At 64.7% G+C, this 16072-nt stretch carries 16 protein-coding genes and 1 riboswitch; of the genes, 4 read left to right on the forward strand and 12 right to left on the reverse strand.

Translation table 11 applies throughout. From position 1 onward, the window contains the following. Positions 1-49: 49 nt before the first annotated feature. The 8 genes from MON38_RS10850 to MON38_RS10885 all read right to left on the reverse strand — a co-directional run bounded on the left by MON38_RS10850 (position 50) and on the right by MON38_RS10885 (position 8189). A complete protein-coding gene (locus tag MON38_RS10850; protein ID WP_241936193.1) occupies positions 50-688 on the reverse strand; it encodes an HAD family hydrolase in 639 nt (212 codons plus the stop codon). A 170-nt stretch (positions 689-858) separates the two neighbouring features. Further along, entirely contained in the window at positions 859-1290 is a 432-nt protein-coding gene (locus MON38_RS10855) for a hypothetical protein (protein WP_241936194.1), read from the reverse strand. A 10-nt stretch (positions 1291-1300) separates the two neighbouring features. Then, positions 1301-2719: a dual specificity protein phosphatase family protein gene (locus tag MON38_RS10860; RefSeq protein WP_241936195.1), complete on the reverse strand. Its 1419-nt coding sequence runs from the start codon at positions 2717-2719 to the stop codon at positions 1301-1303. 29 nt (positions 2720-2748) lie between these two features. Beyond that, positions 2749-4581, reverse strand: a complete 1833-nt coding sequence (locus MON38_RS10865; protein ID WP_241936196.1) for a bifunctional alpha/beta hydrolase/class I SAM-dependent methyltransferase — start codon at positions 4579-4581, stop codon at positions 2749-2751. Between the two features lie 66 nt (positions 4582-4647). After that, positions 4648-5337, reverse strand: a complete 690-nt coding sequence (locus MON38_RS10870; RefSeq protein WP_241936197.1) for a lysophospholipid acyltransferase family protein — start codon at positions 5335-5337, stop codon at positions 4648-4650. Positions 5338-5442: 105 nt separating this feature from the next. Then, a complete protein-coding gene (locus MON38_RS10875; protein ID WP_241936198.1) occupies positions 5443-6375 on the reverse strand; it encodes a phosphatidate cytidylyltransferase in 933 nt (310 codons plus the stop codon). Positions 6376-6382: 7 nt separating this feature from the next. Continuing rightward, complete coding sequence (locus tag MON38_RS10880) at positions 6383-7000, reverse strand: CDP-alcohol phosphatidyltransferase family protein (protein WP_241936199.1); 618 nt, start codon at positions 6998-7000, stop codon at positions 6383-6385. A gap of 421 nt (positions 7001-7421) precedes the next feature. Next, positions 7422-8189, reverse strand: a complete 768-nt coding sequence (locus MON38_RS10885) for a creatininase family protein (protein WP_241936200.1) — start codon at positions 8187-8189, stop codon at positions 7422-7424. 137 nt (positions 8190-8326) lie between these two features. Here MON38_RS10885 and MON38_RS10890 point away from each other — a divergent pair, with 137 nt between their 5' ends. Beyond that, positions 8327-8926 carry a TetR/AcrR family transcriptional regulator gene (locus MON38_RS10890; RefSeq protein WP_241936201.1) on the forward strand — a complete coding sequence of 200 codons (600 nt, stop codon included), beginning with the start codon at positions 8327-8329 and terminating at the stop codon, positions 8924-8926. Positions 8927-8976: 50 nt separating this feature from the next. Continuing rightward, a complete protein-coding gene (locus MON38_RS10895) occupies positions 8977-9651 on the forward strand; it encodes a hypothetical protein (protein WP_241936202.1) in 675 nt (224 codons plus the stop codon). On the opposite strand, the gene MON38_RS10900 is transcribed toward MON38_RS10895, so the two are convergent. The 3 genes from MON38_RS10900 to MON38_RS10910 form a co-directional block, all read right to left on the reverse strand. Further along, positions 9648-10202 (reverse strand): GNAT family N-acetyltransferase, encoded by a 555-nt coding sequence (locus tag MON38_RS10900; RefSeq protein ID WP_241936203.1) that lies wholly within the window; start codon positions 10200-10202, stop codon positions 9648-9650. The two genes, MON38_RS10895 and MON38_RS10900, sit on opposite strands and share 4 nt — an antisense overlap. Before the next feature lie 215 nt (positions 10203-10417). Next, a complete protein-coding gene (locus MON38_RS22700) occupies positions 10418-11683 on the reverse strand; it encodes a TPM domain-containing protein (protein WP_277881454.1) in 1266 nt (421 codons plus the stop codon). 87 nt (positions 11684-11770) lie between these two features. Next, on the reverse strand, positions 11771-12337 hold the full coding sequence (locus MON38_RS10910; protein ID WP_241936204.1) for a GNAT family N-acetyltransferase: 567 nt from the start codon (positions 12335-12337) through the stop codon (positions 11771-11773). Between the two features lie 96 nt (positions 12338-12433). On the opposite strand from MON38_RS10910, the gene MON38_RS10915 reads away from it, so the two are divergent. After that, entirely contained in the window at positions 12434-12853 is a 420-nt protein-coding gene (locus tag MON38_RS10915; RefSeq protein WP_241936205.1) for a hypothetical protein, read from the forward strand. 129 nt (positions 12854-12982) lie between these two features. Here MON38_RS10915 and MON38_RS10920 read toward each other — a convergent pair whose 3' ends face one another. Next, a complete protein-coding gene (locus tag MON38_RS10920) occupies positions 12983-15466 on the reverse strand; it encodes a TonB-dependent receptor (RefSeq protein WP_241936206.1) in 2484 nt (827 codons plus the stop codon). Between the two features lie 64 nt (positions 15467-15530). Then, a riboswitch (TPP riboswitch) is annotated at positions 15531-15634 on the reverse strand. A 175-nt stretch (positions 15635-15809) separates the two neighbouring features. Here MON38_RS10920 and MON38_RS10925 point away from each other — a divergent pair. Beyond that, complete coding sequence (locus tag MON38_RS10925; RefSeq protein WP_241936207.1) at positions 15810-16034, forward strand: hypothetical protein; 225 nt, start codon at positions 15810-15812, stop codon at positions 16032-16034. Positions 16035-16072: the final 38 nt, after the last annotated feature.

Raw genomic sequence — 16072 nt, forward strand, 5'->3', positions numbered from 1 at the left:
CTTTCTAATTGCCCAAACACTCTCCAAAGGCAACCGGAATCCAGAGCCGCTACAGCAACTGCCGCAGGTCGGCGGGCTGGTCAATTCGCTCGGGCGCTTCGTCGTGGCTAAGCTGGCCGAAGCCGTAGGTAGCGAAGATGAACGGCACGCCGGCTTTTTGGCTGGCCTCCAGGTCGCCCAGCGTATCGCCCACGTACACGGGCGCTTGCAGGGCATACTGCGCCACTACCTCGCGGATATTCTCCGACTTGGGCAGCAATTTGGTACCGAAGCACTGATGGCCTTCGAAGTAATGACCCAGCTGGCTGTGCTTGAAAAACGCCTCTACGTAGCCCAACTGGCAGTTGCTGACGATGAACAGCCGGTAGCCCTGCGCTTTCAGGTAGGCCAGCGTGGGTTCGAGGCCGGGATAGGGCGCGCCGCCGTGCTGCTCGGCGGCCGTTAGCTCCTGGCGGGCGCAGAGGGCGCGGTATTCGTCGAGCTTGTCGGCGGGTAGGGTCGGGAACAGGCGCTCGTACACCACGGTATAGGGCTGGCCGGTCACGGCCTGCACCTGGGCCAGCGTCACATTGTGGTCGATGTAGTCGACGCTTTCAACGGCAGCCTGAAAGGCTTTGGTAATACTCGCCGAGGCATCCCAAAGGGTGCCGTCGAGGTCAAAAATTACGCTGTCAAAACGGGTAGGCATCAGCAATGAGAATGGGTTGGGCGCAATGAGCTCGCCCGGTACCTAACCGCCAGATGCGCCCCGGGGTTGCGCACATCTGATGGCGAAGGCAGCACGCCCGGTTCTGTGTGTTGACTGGAACGGGGTAGAGCCGCCAACTATTGCATCTCTACCCCATCCCTGCTGAGCCTCTAGTGCAGCTTAATCGCACTGTATACTACCCCGGCCACCATGGCCAGTGCCTGCGCTCCGACAGCGGCGGCCTGCTGCCGCACCAGCTGCCGCGCCCCCCGCCAGCGGCTGCTCATGGGCCGGACGTCGGCCGAGAGCGGGCGGCCCAGAAATTCGGCCAGCGCCTCATCAAAGGCCTTTTCCTTCCCGGGCTGCTTGAGTAGCAGCGCGAAAAATTCGGCATCGAGCGCCACGCGCCAGGCCAGGTATTTTTCGAGCAGGCCCAGCAACACCGCGCCGCCCAAAATCAATACTTCCAGCCCGGCACCAGCCCGCGCGGCCAGCACCAGCGCAGCCAGCAGCAGCATCGACGAGCCGTGGTCGAGTACCCGGCCCGCTTTCAGAAAGCCCACCAGCACGCGCAGCCGGACCGTATTTTCAGGGTTTGCCATGCCGATAACATCAATTAGCCAACACCGGCTGCGGGCACCAGACCGCCCCATAAGCAGCCAGCGCCGCGCAGTGCCCACCCGACAGCACCACCTGCGGCCTCGCGGCCCGCACCTGTGCCACGGCGGCTTCGGGCGTGGCGGCGAGGCCGCGGTGCAGCAGCCAGGCCGCCACCACCACGGCCGCCCGCGAGTAGCCCAAGGCGCAGTGCACCAGCACCGGCCTGGCTGGCCACAGCGCGTCGAGGGCGGCCACGGCCTGCGCCAGCTCGGCCGGCGTGGGCACCACCAAATCCAGCAACGGCACGCTGCGGTAGGGCCGGTGGCGAGCGGCAGCGGGCCGGTTGAACTCAGCCGTGAGGTCGAGGATAGCGGCGGCGGGGAGGTGGCGGCGGTCGGCGCGGCCGGGCGCGCGGCCCAGCCAGAGGCCGGGCACGACTTCGGCGGCCGGCGCTTCGCGGCGCGTGAACCAGCGCGACGACAACCAGGCCCCCACGCGGTAGGGCAGCAACAGCCAGCCCGCAGCCCAGCTCAGCTGCCCACCTTGTTTCTGAAATATGGACACCCCGAAGCGGCTATACGCCAGGCCTACCAGCAGCAACGCCGCGCCCGGCCACAGCAGCAGCCACGCCCAGCCGCCTAGCGCGGCGGCCAGCCCGAGGCAGCACGCGGCCCCTAGCAGGTAGGTGGCCGCCAAGTGGTGCCGCCGGGGTGCATTGGCCGGAGCGGGGGCGGGTTGCCAGCTATGTGGCACATCGGGCAGCAGGTACACCACCACCACGGCCACGGCCGCGCCGGCCACCCCATCAATGAAATGGTGCTGGAAGGTGGTGAACACCGACACTGCAATCAGGCTGAACCAGCCGTGCATCACCCAGCGGGCTGCGCCACGCAGGTGGCGCGCAAATACCAGCCACACCAATATTACTAAGCTGATGTGCAGCGACGGGGCCTGGTTGTAGGGCTTGTCGAACCCCATCAATACCTCGAACAGCGCCCCGCTGAAGCCACTGGTAGCCGGCCGCACAAAGCTGAACTGCAGCGGAAACAACAGAAACCCCGCCACCGAAATAATGCTGGCCGCCAGCAGCCGCCGGGCGTGCGTATCGAGCTCGGCCCGCGTGGCGCACAGCAGCAGCGAGCCGGCGTAGAACGCATCGAGCGACATGTAGGGCACAATGGTCCAGGGCACGAACGGGATGTGGCGCTCCCAGCCAAACACCACCGCGCCCACGTGCGGCAGCCGGCCCGTCCACCAGTTAGCGAAGCCGTAGGACAGGAAAAAGAACGGCCCCAGCACCGCCAGCCAGCCCACCGCCCGCCACCACGGCCGGCGCACCGCAGTGCCCGGCACCAGTGCAGCCGGCCGGGCCAGCAGCACGGCCAGGCGAGTATCCGAGAGCGCAACGAAGAGGCGAATAAGGAGCGACATGAGGAAGCGTTTGGATGCTGAGCCGACGGTTATTCGGCCAAAGCCATGGCGGCTTTTGGTGCGGCAACTACTGTGGCCGGGGCGGGCAGCCGGCGGGCCAGCGACACACTGAAAATGCCCCACTGGTCGCTCAACTGGTCGATTTTCTCGAAGCCGGCGGCCGTCACCAACTCGTCCATTTCGGCCTGCACGCGGCGGCGCATCACCCAGGCCCGGCCTTCGCGGTGGCTGGTGAGCGAGCGGGCAATCATTTCGAGCTGCGGGTGCCAGGGCTGGTTGGTGTAGAGCAAGTAGCCGCCGGGCTCGACCGCCTCGGCCAGCCCGGCCAGCGACCTGCGCACCAGCTCGTTATCAGCAAACAACTCGTAGAGGCCCGACACCACGGCCAGCGTGGGGCGCGGCTCCAGCGCGGCCAGGCTGGCCTGGTCGAAGGCGTCGCCGGACTCGAACCGGGCCACGCCAGCCAGCCCTTTTTCGGCAATGAGGCGGCGGCCAGCGGCCACGTTGAGGTCGCTGTAGTCGCGCAGCAAAATGCGGTCGACCTGGCCGGGGCGCTGGCCCAGCGCCTCCAGCACGTAGCGGCCGTGGCCGGCGGCAATGTCGACGATGCGCACCGGCCGGCCGGCGGCCCGCAGCCGGTCGATGGCCTGGCCGATGAGGCGTTCGAGGTGGGTTTTGCGCACCCGGATGCCGCGCCAGCCGATGCTGTTCAGGTAAAACCCATCCACGAGGCGGCCGATGGGCGAGAAGCCCTGGCGGCGGTTGCGGTAAACGTAATCGAGCGTGCTGCCCGAGTCGAAGCCGGTGGCCAGGCTCTGTTTGATACCCGCCGAAAACCGGCCGCCTACCCGAATCCAGAAGCGGCTCATGGCCCAGTAGGCGCGGGCCAAGGCCGAGACGGCGGGCCGGCCCAGCGTGTCGAACTCCGTTTTGGTGAAGCCCTGCTGGTCGGCCGCGAGCAGGCCGGGCGTTGCCACAGGCGCAGCGAATACGCGCTTTATAAACCCGCGCACCAACGCCACGGCCCGGTCGCGGTCAAGCTCGCCCAGCGTGTCGTGGTAGAAGCCGTCGAGCACGTGCAATTCCTTCTGAGCGCTGCTTAGGTTGTCGTAGAAAGCCTGCTGCGGCTCGCGGTACACCACCTGGTCGTCGCCCGACACCAGCACCTGCGTAGGCACGTGGATGGCGGCAGCATCGGCCACCACGCGGGCAGCAGCGGCGTCCACGTCGAGCAGCACGTTCACGGCAATGGGGCGGGTGATGAGCGGGTCGTGGGTATAGGATTTGATGCGGGCGGGGTCGTGGGTGAGCTGGGTGGGCTTCACATACGACTTCACGAAGAAATTGCCCCGCACCTGGTGCAGCAGTGCCAGCAGCTGGCGGGCGCCGGGCACAATGAGGTTGATTTTGAAAGCCGGAGCGGCCAGCACCATGCCCCGCAGGCGCGGCGCGTAGTCGTGCACCCAGGTAGCCACCGTCACCGCCCCAAAGCTCTGGCCGATGACGACGGTGTTTTCGGGCGTAATGCCGTGGGCCGTGCCCAGGTGGCGCACGAAGGCGTCCACGTCCTTCACCAGCACGCCGAAGCTGGCGGCCGCGCCGCGCTCGCCCAGCGACTCGCCCAGGCCCCGGGCATCCCAGGCGAAAAAGTCGTAATCGGGCAGGTTTAGCTCGTCCACGAGGTGGGCCATGCGCCCACCGTGCTCGTGGCCGCGATGAAACAGCAGAATGGCCTTTTTCGACCCGGCCACGTGGCCGGCCGTGGTAGCGGCCGGCCAGTGGCGGTAGAACAGCGGCATGGCATCGGCCGAAGAGAAGTAGTGCTCGCCACAAGTGCGCGCGGTAGCATAAGCAGTGTCCATGAGCTGGGGGGTTAGGAAATGGGAAAAAGGAAATGGGGAAAGGGGAAGCAGGAGAAGCGCCGGCAGCTAGTCGTCGGCGAGGGCGGGCGTGTGCACTTTGTGCTGCAGCCAGGTAAGCTGCTCGCGCAGGTGGTGCAGGAAATCGAGCTTGTCGGCACAGCCGTGCAGGGGCTGGCCCACGGCCACCTTCACGTAGAAGGGCACCGGAATGAGCGTGCCCCGGGGCATGGCCTTGCCCAGGCCGTGCAGGTACACCGGTATCACGGGCACCTGGGGGAAGCGCCTGGCCAGGTGCCAGATGCCGGCCTTGAGTTCGGCCATTTCTTCGGGCGCGCCGCGGGTGCCTTCCGGAAAAATCACCAGCACCTTGCCGGCTTCGAGGGCGCGGTAGCAGTCGGCCAGCGGGTCGGGGCCGTCGGGGCAGAGGTGCAGGCTGCCGCGCACCACCGGAATAATGCCGATGACGTGCAGCGAGAACCATTTCAGCCAACGGTTCTGGCAGAAGTAGTCGGCCGCGGCGGCCGGCTGCACGCCCGGAATGCGTAGCAGCGGAAACAGCGAGAGCAGCGCCAGAATGTCGAGGTGGCTGTTGTGGTTGGCCGCGATGATGGCCGGCCCGCGGGTGGGCAGCCGCTCGCGGTGCCGCACATGAATGCCCAGCCACAGCCACACCACCGGGTAGGCCACGCACGTCACAAACAGGAGCCGCAGCGGGGTTTCGGCCCAGCGGCTGGCGGTATTCAGCAGCTTGCTCATGGCTATTGGCAGTGAGATGGGAATACTGAGTAACAAGTATTGAGCAGCGAGACACCTATTTGACTATCTGACATCTAACTACTCAATACTTACTACACAATACCCTTAGTAATAGAAGTAGTAGAGGAAGTGAAAAAACAGCGGGGCCGTATAAGTCAGCGAGTCGAGCCGGTCGAGGATGCCGCCGTGGCCGGGGAGCAGGCTGCCCGAGTCCTTCACGCCGATGTCGCGCTTGATGGCCGAAATCACCACGTCGCCGGTGAAGCCGAAGGTGCTGATGAGCACACCCGCCAGCACGGCGTGCAGCGGCGAGAGCGGCGTGAACCAGGGGGCCAGCAGCCAGGCCAGCAGCGTGGTGGTGGCCACGCCGCCCAGCAGGCCTTCCACCGTTTTGTTGGGGCTCACGGTGGGGGCGGCTTTGTGCCGGCCCAGCCACTTGCCCCACAGGAACTGGGCCACGTCGTTGAGTTGCGTGAGCACCAGCAGGAAGAACACCAGCATCTCGCCACGCACGGGGCCGTGCGCGCCGGTGTGGGCCGGCAGCACCAGCAGGTAGGCCAGGTGGCTCAGGCTGAACACCGTCGTCATCAGCCCCCAATGAATGGTGCCCGCCGCGCGCAGAAACCCCTTGGTTTCGCCGGCGATGACCATGCGCAGGGGCAGCAGCAAAAACACGTACACCGGAATGAAGATGATGAACATGCCGTACCAGCCGCGCCCTACCCACAGGTACTGCACCGGAATGGCCAGGTAGGCCAGCAGCAGCGCCCCGTTGTCGATGGGCCGGGTGGGAATCAGTGAGATGAATTCCTTGAAAGCCATGAAGCTCAGCAGGCCCAGCACCACCACGGCCACCGTGCGGTTGATGCCCAGCGCCAGAAACAGCAGCCCCGCCAGCCACCACCACGTTTGGATGCGCAGCTTGAGCTCGCGAAAGTTGCGGCCGGGGCGGGCCCGCATCAGCCCGGCCAGTACACCCGACGCCGTGAGTAGCAGGCCCACAATGCCCCCAAAAGCGTAACTCAATACGTCGTTCATGGCGAGGTTAAGCAGCTAAGGATGAAGCAGCCCGCAAAGCCCGACGGGCGCGGTTGCAAATGGTGAGGACGAGCAGGCCAGCCAGGGCCGCCATCACGTAGTCGAGGTAGGGGGCCACCGGCACGCCCAGGCCCAGCAGCAGCGCTACCGCACCAAAGGCCACCGCCCGGTCGCTTTTGCCGCAGGGGCCGTCGTAGCGGCGGCCGCCGCCCACCACCTGGCCCAGCACGCCCACAAACTCGCTCAGCCCGGCCAGAAATACCACCGCCAGCACCCCTAGGGCGTGCACGCCCGGCAGCAGGGCCAGCGGCGCGTAGAGGGCGGCATCGGCCACCACGTCGCCGGCCTCGTTTAGCAGCGCGCCGAGCTGGCTTTGCTGGCCATATTCGCGGGCCAGCAGGCCGTCGATGGCATTCAGGGCCATGCGGGCCAGCAGGAAGGCCGGCAGCAGGCCCCAGGCCCAGCGGTTGGCCGGGTCGAGAGCCAGCCAAATACCGTAAGAGGCCGAGGCCAGCGCGGCTGCCACGGTTACGCTGTTGGCCGTGCAGCCGGCCCAATGAAAGAAGGCAGTAGCGGGCCGCAACAGCTGCTGAAACCGGGGCTTCAGGTCGTAGATGGAAGGCATGGGCGGGGACGTTTGGCGGATAGGCCCGGCCAGGTGCTGGCTTGCACCGAACCGGGTTGATATTGAGCCAAAGCTAGAAGTTGCCCATACGCCTTCGCAATCCAGAAATTCGAGATTACGGACTTTATCCAATCAGACCAACCTATCCAAAAAACGCATTAGCATGGCGTATAAGGCAATAATCGAGTTTGCATCATCAGACTTTTCAGCCGCTGATATATCGTATTATTATGGTATCAAATCGCCTTACTCACCCCAAAAAGCAAGCAGCCGGCCCGCTCGCGTGATAGGCGAGGAAGCCGGCTGCTTGCTGCACGGTGGCGATGTGGATAGGGTAATCGATGCAGGAGCATGCTCAGCCGTTCAACAACGGGCGGGGGCAAGCCACGCCCCTACGCTGTTCAACCAATTCAACCCGCTTCTACTCGTACAAATCCTGCGGGTCGGCGGCGGCCAGCTCCACCAGAAACTGTGCGATGTTGGTGGTCACGGCTTCCAGAAAAGCCGCGCCTTTTTCGGCCGTGGCGGCGGCCGGGTTGCCCACCCCGGTATCGGCCGATACCTGGCTCCACTCGCGTTGCGCCCAGGCCCAGCCCTCGCGCAGCGCCGCGATGCGGAAGCGCTTGGCCGCGCCGTCGCCGGCTTCGGCCAGAGGGCTTACCAGGTCGGGCACGAGGTGCATCATTACGCTCGTTTCCAGTTCGTCGGCATGGTCGCCGGGAGCCGAAAAGAATTGGTTGCGGTCGGCCGCTTTAAACCAGTTCAGCGTGCTCAGAAACACGGTGGGGAAATCGGCCTGCAGCTCGCGCAGAATCTGGCGGAAGTCGTTGCCGCCGTGCCCGTTCAGAATTACCAGCTTCGGGATGCCCTGCCGCGCCAGCACCTGCACGAGGTCGCTGAGAATGGCCAGCTGGGTACTGGGGTTCAGGTTCATATCGAGCGTGATGTCGAGCTGGCCGGTGTTCACCCCAAATGGGATGCAGGGCAACACCACCACTTTCGCGCCTTGGGCCCAGGCTTTGCGCGCCGACTCGGCCGCTACGTAATCCGACTGAATATTGTCGGTGGCGTAGGGCAAGTGATAGTTGTGGGCCTCGGTGGCTCCCCAGGGCAGCACCACCACTTCGTAATTGGCTTCTCGCACGGTTTTCCAGGTGGTTTCGGCGAGGATGTAGGGACGGGAGGCCATAGCGGGAGCAGTAAAGAGTGGTTTGGAAGCCGAAAAATAGCCTATTCGGAGCTTACGAGCTGAAGGTTGAACTGGATAAGGAAGACGGAAAATGACAAATAAAAATCTTACCTTCGCCTTAACCAACTGGTTAAATAATGGCAACGATTGATGCTCCGACCCGCGACCGAATTCTGACCATTGCCAGCGAGGTCTTCTACCAAAAAGGCCTCAGCGGGGCCCGAATGCAGGAAATTGCCGACCAGGCCGGCATCAACAAAGCCCTGCTGCACTACTACTTTAAAAGCAAGGAGCAGCTGTTCGACACGGTGTTTCAGCGGGCGCTGGGGGAGTTTCTGGGTGGCATCGGGCGGGTGCTGAACGGCGAGGTTCCGCTGCGAGCCAAGATTGAGCAATACGTGGCCTACACTACCACCGCGCTGGCCGAAACGCCAGCCCTGGCCGCTTTCATCGTGCACGAGCTGCAACAGCACCCCGAGCGCCTCAGCGAACAGTTCGGCAGCGGTCAGGTGATTGATTTTGAGCAATTTCGGAAGCAGCTGGCGGCGGCGGGGCCGCAGTTTCAAACGCCCAATGCGGCCGAACATTTCTTCGCCAACATGGTGGCGCTGTGCGTGTACCCGGTGCTGGCCGCGCCGCTGCTGGCGCCGCTCATGCACCAAGCCGGGCCACAGTATCGCCGCTTTCTGCGCGAGCGGGCTACCCAGATTACGCAGTTGCTGCTGGGGCAGCTGTGAGTTTTTTTATCCATTCCTTAACCAATTGGTTAATACAAAACCTGCTGAACATGACACCGAGTAAGCTCACGCAGCGCGCCAGCTTTGGCGGGGCGCTGGTCTTTCTGGCCGTGGCCATGCTGGCCGGCTACCGCAACATCGGCCTGCCGCCAGTGGTGATTGTGGGCGGTTCGGGCGTGGCGGCGCTGCTGCTCTGGAGCCGCACCTACCTGAAGCGCCCTGCCGACCCTGCCCTCATTCTGCCGCTGTTTCTGCTGACGGTGGCAGCCCTCGAAATCCACATGGTTGAGGAGTACCTCACCGGCTTCGGCCCGGCCATGAGCCGGCTGTTCGACATCAGCTGGACGGAACGGGGCTTCCTGCTGATTTTCGCATTTTTCGGCCCCATTCTGTACACGCTCACGGCGCTGGGGCTGTATTACCGGGTGCCCATCGCGGGGTTTATGGCGTGGTTTATCTTCATCGGGCCGGGCGTGGCCGAGTTCACGCACTTCATTTTTCCGGCGCTGCGGCCCGCCATTCAGCCCGAGCTGGCCCGCACCATTTCGGCGGTGGTGAGCAACGGCGGCTTCGTGGCCAACATGCCCAACTACTACTTCCGCATCACCGGACACTACTACTTTGCCGGCATGTGGACTGCTGCCCTGCCTATGCTGCCGGGCATCTACGCCATTGTGCGGCTGCTGCGAGCGCACCGGCAGGCAGCAACGGCCGGGCTCGGCTAGCCGGCCGCGCCCGGCCGCTCCAGCAGCACGATGGGGGCGCCGTGGTAGATGCCGCGGGCGTACTCGTGGTAGCCAAATTTGGCCGCCAGCTTCAGCGATGGCTCGTTGCCGGGGTCGATGATGCACACCGTGCGCACCGGGCCGAAGTGGCTTTCGCCCCAGGCCAGCACGGCCGCCACGGCTTCGCTGGCGTAGCCCTGGCCGTGGATGGCGGGGTCCATCACCCAGCCGATTTCGGGGGCGTCGCCCAGCGGCGGCTCAATGGCGCGCTTCAGGCGCAGGAAGCCCACGGCGCCCACAAACCGGCCGCTGGCTTTCTCCTCCACCGCCCAGAACCCGAAACCCATTATCACCCAGTGCCCGGCGCTGCGCAGCAGCAGCTTCCAGACTTCCTCGGCCGGCATGGGCTCGTTGCCGAAGTAGCGGTAGTAAGCCGGCTCCCGGCTGAAAGCAAACCAGCTGTCGAAATCCTCGGCCCGAAAGCCGCGCAGGCGCAGGCGGCTGGTTTCAAGTACCGGGGCAATGGGTTGGGTGATGGGTTGGTCCGACATCAGTAGCAAAAGCCCATAGGCTTGGGTAAGGAGAAAGAAAACCGCAGCCGCAGCAGCGGGCAACTGCCAAAGCAGCAGTCGTAAATACCGGCGAAAGATATAGCGCGACTTCAATAAACGCCGCCCAACTACCCAACAGGATAAGCGCTAAAAAGAAAAAGGCCCCGGCGGCCATATGCCCCGGAGCCTTTTCCATCTTGATTCAGCCCCAACGGCTACCACGAGCCGCTGTTGTCATTGGTGCTGTCGAAGCCGCCGCCACCGGTGTCGCCGGAGGAATTGTCGTCGTACGACGAGTTGTTGTCGTCGGAAGAAAAGAAGTCGTTTGAGTTGTCCGGGGCCGTGTTGGCATCGGAGAAGTAGTCGGGGGCCGAATTATCGGCGCTGCCGCTGCCACCGTCGCGGGAGCTGAAGTAGTCGCTGCCAGCCGAAGAGCTGGCCGCGCCCGCCGCGCCGGCTGCCGCGCCGCCAAAGCCGCCGCCGTTGTTATCATTGGTCATGCTATTGCCCGAGGTATCGTGGCCCGAAGCCATGCGGTTGCCGAGGTAAGCGCCGGCCGCCGCGGCCGCGCCGGTGGCCAGCATGCCACCCACGCCCATGCCGCCGCCCGAGTTGGGGGCCTGGCCGTAGCCGGGGCCGTAGTTGCCGGGGTTCTGGCCGTAGTTATTGCCGCCTGTGGGGCCATTGGGCCGGTTGGGCAGGAAGTTGGGCGTGCCATTGGGGTTGCTATTGTTAGCAGCCGCGCGGCCCTTGAACATGCGCACCACAAACCACAGAATGCCGCCAATCACGAGCGCGCCAATCAGCAGCGTGCCCATGCCGGGGCCCGAAGGAGCCGGCTCGACGGGCGTGGTCGTCACCGGGTCGTTGCCGGTGGTGGGGTACTGCTGCGTCTCAGCCGACATATTATCCGACGGGTTTTCGGAGGCGGCGGCCGCGCCGGTTGTAGCGGCTGCATTGTTGGCCGTGGCATCCTTCACCGAATTGGGGTTGGCCGTAGCCATCAGCGTGTTCAAGCCCTTCCGAAAACCGGCGAAGTAGTTGTTCTGCTTGAAGTCCGGCGTCATTTCGTTGATGACGCGGCTGGTCACTTCCGGGGTGATGGCGCTTTGCATGCCGCTGCCGGGCTGAATGGAAATTTTGTGCTCCTGCGCGCCCAGCAGCACCACAATGCCGTTGTTTTTGTCGCGCTGGCCCACGCCCCAGGCAGTGCCGAGGGCCCGGGCGTAATCGGCCACCGTGCGGCTGCCCAGCGAGGGCACGGTTACGACCACAATCTGGGTGCCGGTGTTATCGGCGTAGCGGCGCAGGCCGCTGTCCAGCTTTTTGGCGTCGGCCGGCTCCATTAGGCTGGCCTGGTCGTTCACGAATTTGAAGGGAGTGGGGCGGGGCGGCAGGCCGGCTTCGCCCGTTTGGGCAGCGGCCGGGCCGGCACCTACGGCTCCCACCAGGAGCATTACCAAAAGCAACAGACGGTTCATAGCACGAAGTGTAAGAGGGTGAAAACGATAGCCTGATGAGCTTTCGCGATGGCGGCTACCCGGCAGTACGGCGCGGGCGGCCAACCGTTACGCGCCGGCGGGCAGGGCGGGTGGCGGCGAAGGCTCCACGGCGCGCTCGAAACGCAGCTGGCTATCCTCAGCGGTGCCGGCCGGCTCGAAGCCGTTGCGCAGCAGCACCCGTTGCGCGACCTCATTAGCAGCAGCGGGACGGGCTACCAGGCGGCGCACCAGGCCGGTGTCGGCGGCTTGCTGCACCAGGCCGGCCACCAGCTCGGTGCCCAGGCCCTGGCCGCGCCAGTCGGCCGCAATGGCGAAGGTAATTTCAGCCACTCCCGCGGCATCGGGAGGGCCCAGGAAGCTGGCCGCGCCCACCAGGGTGCGGGGCGTGGTATCGTCGGCTTTGCGCAGGGCGTACCAGCCGTGCCAGCCGGCGGCATCGCGGCCGCCGGCCGTGAGGGCTTCGAGCGACTGCTCCAGCGTGGCGCGCGGGGCCTGGGCCGTGTTCCAGTCGGCGGGCAGCGCGGCCCCGAGGAGCACCGGGAAATATTGGGGTTTCTGCAATTCGGCCGTGAGCAGGGCACGGCTGGCGGCCAGAATCTGGAGGCGGGGGGTTTGGGTGATGAGCGGAATCATGGGGGCAGTATACGGCAGTTTGCCCGCGGGGGCCAGTTCTGCGGGTTGGCAGCAACGCATCGCCGGGCTGTTGTGCGGCTCCTACCTTTGTGCGCAATGCCCCAACCTGCTGCTCTACCCCTCCTTTTTACCAATGCGGCCGGCCAGCTGCACGAAGACCCCGCTGGCTTTCTGCGCGCCACCTGGGGCAGCGCGCCCCGCCCTTCGGCGGCCGTGCAGGAGCTATTCGAGCGCATGCTGCTGGTGTTGCAGCACCGCCAATGGGCACGCATCCTGGTGAACCAAAGCCAGATGCGGGCTTTCACGCCTGAGGAGCAGCGCTGGGTGGCGCACGATTGGCTGCCCCGGGCCGTGGTAGCGGGCTACCGCTACGGCGCGGTGGTGGTGTCGCCGGTGGCCATGGTGCGGCTGGCGACCTCTTTCATCACCACCAGCGTGATGGGCCTGCCGCTTACTTACCGCTCCTTCGATGATGAGGCGGAAGCCGAAAGCTGGCTGGAACAGCAGCCTGGGTAAGTATATCAGACGCAATTAGCCAAAAGGTAGGGGCGGGGCTTGTCCCCACCCGTCGTATGCGCAACGACTTAGCATTGTGCACGCGACGGGCGGGGCAAGCCCCGCCCCTACTCAAAAGTTAAAAAACCGTTAAAACTTCAAGCCCACCGAGGCCAGGTAGTTGCAGGTGGCCTGCGGGTAGAACCAGTTGAAGGTTTGCGAAGTACCGTTGCCGTCGAGGTAGCTGTAGGTGTAGCCGTTGGCCGAATACTCGCGGTTCAGCAGGTTATTCACGAGCAGGCCCAGTTCAATCTCCTTCATAAACGACGGGTGGATGGCGTAGCGCAGGCGGAAATCGAGCGTGTTGTAGGGGTCGAGGCTGCGGTTCTTGTTCTCGGAATTGTCGAGGTACTGGCGGCTCACCGTCTTCAGCAGCAGCGCCAGTCGCAGGCCCTTCACCGGCTGCCCTTCGAGCGTATGAGCCGATACCACGCCGGGCGAATACGAAATGGTGGACGTGCGCGCCGCCGCCAGCACGGGCTCGTAGTTGGCATCGTAGGTTACGTCCTGGTAGTCCAGAATGCGGTTCTGGCTCAGCGTAACCGTGGTGCTGAGGCTGATTTTGTCGTTGGCCGAGATGAAGCCGCTCAGCTCCACGCCGCGGCGGTAGCTGCGGGCCACGTTGGTGCGCAGGGCCGTGCCCACGTCGTTGAGCTGGCCGGTGGCCACCATCTGATTCTGGTAGTTCATGTAGAAGCCGTTGGCTTCGAAGCGCAGCGCTCCATTCGCACCCAGAAAACCCAGGTCGGTGCGATTGAAACGGTAGCCGCCTTCGAAATCTTCGAGGCGCTCGGCTTTGGCCGTCTGGTCGCCCACGGGGCGGTCGGTGAAATCGGAACGCACGGGCTCGCGCTGGCCCACGGCGAAGCTGCCGTAGAGCTGGTGCCCGTGGCCGAGCGTGAGTGTAGCCCCGGCCTTGGGGTTGAAGAACGTATAGCTAGCGCGGGTCGTCACGTCCTGGTTGCCCTGCTCCACACCGTTGATGGCGTAGTTGATGTGGCGCACCTGCACGTCGCCGTAAATGCCTAGCACCGGCAGCACCTGCCAGGTGGCCCGGGCGTAGGCGTTGTAGTCGGTTTTCACGGCGTTGTTGAAGTAGTAGCGCTGGTTCAGAAAGCTCGTCGAAGCGTAGCGCGCCCAGATGATTTCACCGTAGTGGTCGTTGTCGAAGCGGTTCCAGGCGCCGCCCACGGTGGCCTGCAGCTTGCCGTTGGTGGGCTGGTAGTTCAGGGCCAGCGTGCCGCCGTAGAAATTGTTATTGAGCCACTTGCGGTCCACCAAATCGGTGCGGGTAATCGTCTGGGTGCCAATGACGACGTTGGGCAGGCCGTAGTTCGAGAACTTTCGGCCCGCGCGGAAGCTCTCGTAGTAGCCGAAGCCGCGCGTGAGGTGCAGCGCCGCGCCCAGGCTCCAGCGCTGGCCCAGACCCTGCGAGAGGTGCAGCTGGTAGTGGTTCTGCTGGTAGTTGTCGGTCTGGTTGTCGTAGGTGTAGTAGCTGTAGCGGCGACCCTCGGTGAGCACGCGGGCGGCATCGGCGGGGCTCAGCTCGCCGTTGTCGACGTAGGTCTGCAGCAGGGCGCGGTTGCCGGTGATGGCCGGCTCGGGCACGCCGTTCCAGGCCTGGTAGGTTTTCTCGCGGCCCGAGAAGGTGATGAACTTCAGCAGCGTGTTTTTGGCCTGGTAGCCGGCCGCGAAGTAGTACGACTTCAAATCCGACGTCGCCCGGTTCATGTAGCCATCCGAAGTAATGCGCGACAGCCGCCCATCCACCGTGAAATGGCCGTTAATCAGCCCCGTGCCGAAGGAAACGTTGTTTTTCCAGGTCTGGTAGGAGCCGTAGGTGTTCTGGGTTTCGGCATAGGCTTCGCGGCGGTTGTCGAGCGTGCTGATGTTCAGGCTGGCCCCGAAGGCCGCGCCGCCATTCTGGCTCGTGCCCACGCCCCGCTGAATCTGCAGCGAGTTCACCGACGACGCCAAATCGGGCAGGTTAATCAGAAACGCCCCGTGCGACTCGGGGTCATTCAGCGGCACGCCGTTGATGGTGGTGTTGATGCCCGTGTTGCTCGTGCCCCGAATGCGGATGTCGGTGTAGCCCACCCCGGCCCCGGCGTCGGAGTTCACCACCACCGAAGGCGTCTGGTTGAGCAGGTAGGGCAAATCCTGCCCGAAATTCTGCTTGGCCAGGTCCTGCTTGCTCAGGTTGGTGTAGGCTGTGGCGGTGCGGTCGTTGGCCCGCGAGGCCGTCACCAGCACTTCGGGCGTCACGCTGCTGCTGGCTTCAATAGCCAGCGGCGGCAGCTGCTGAGCGGCGGGCTGGCCGGTCACAGCGTAGATTATCGGGCTGAAGCCCAGCGCCGTGAAGCTAAGCTCGTGCGCGCCGGCCGGCACGGCGGGCAGGGCAAAGGTGCCGTCGGCGGCGGTGGCGCCCACGGGCTGGCCGTCGAGGCGAATGGTGGCGCCGGGCACAGCTTGGTCGTTGGCAGTGGCGAGGCGGCCGGACACGGGGCCTTGCGCCCACGCCGGCGCGGCAGCCAGCCCCAGAAGGGCGGCAGCCGCGAAGAATACAGTTTTCAAGAAAAAAACGAGGTAAAAGGTGGAACGCGCCGTCGCCCCAGGGGTCGGAGCGGCCGCGGAATCGTTCGTGGATTGTTTATTTCCCTGCGCCGGCATTACCCGGTTCAGGTTCGATGGGTATCATCTCAGCCGATGTCGTGCACAACATCAGCACCCCTAAACATGCAGCAAAGGTAGGGCCGCGCCGGCCTCCGCACTGCAGATGCCGCAAAAATTGGTGGCGGCGAACTTGCGTGGCTGTTGCCGGTTTCCTGACTATGAGTTAATTTAGGGACGTCGGCCGGCGCAACGTTGGCCCCAGTGCCTGCGTTCACAGCACTGCCCCGTTTTAGCCGCCTTCGCCATGATTAGCTTAGTCTACGCCGCTGCCATCTGCGCCCTGTTTTTGTTTGTGCTGGTGCTGCCCCGGCGTCGGCGCGTGCTGCCCCCGCCGCCCCCCACCGACGGCGACGACGACGGCGGCGAACCTCACGACCCCGGCCTGCCCGACCTCGACCTGCCCCCCGGCATCTCACGCCCCATCAACGACTGGGAACCGGATTACAACCGGCGCCGGGTGGAGATTTAGGCCCTTCTGTCATTGCGAGTGAAGCGCAGCGAAACGCG

Source organism: Hymenobacter cyanobacteriorum, from assembly GCF_022631375.1.
Lineage (GTDB): Bacteria > Bacteroidota > Bacteroidia > Cytophagales > Hymenobacteraceae > Hymenobacter > Hymenobacter cyanobacteriorum.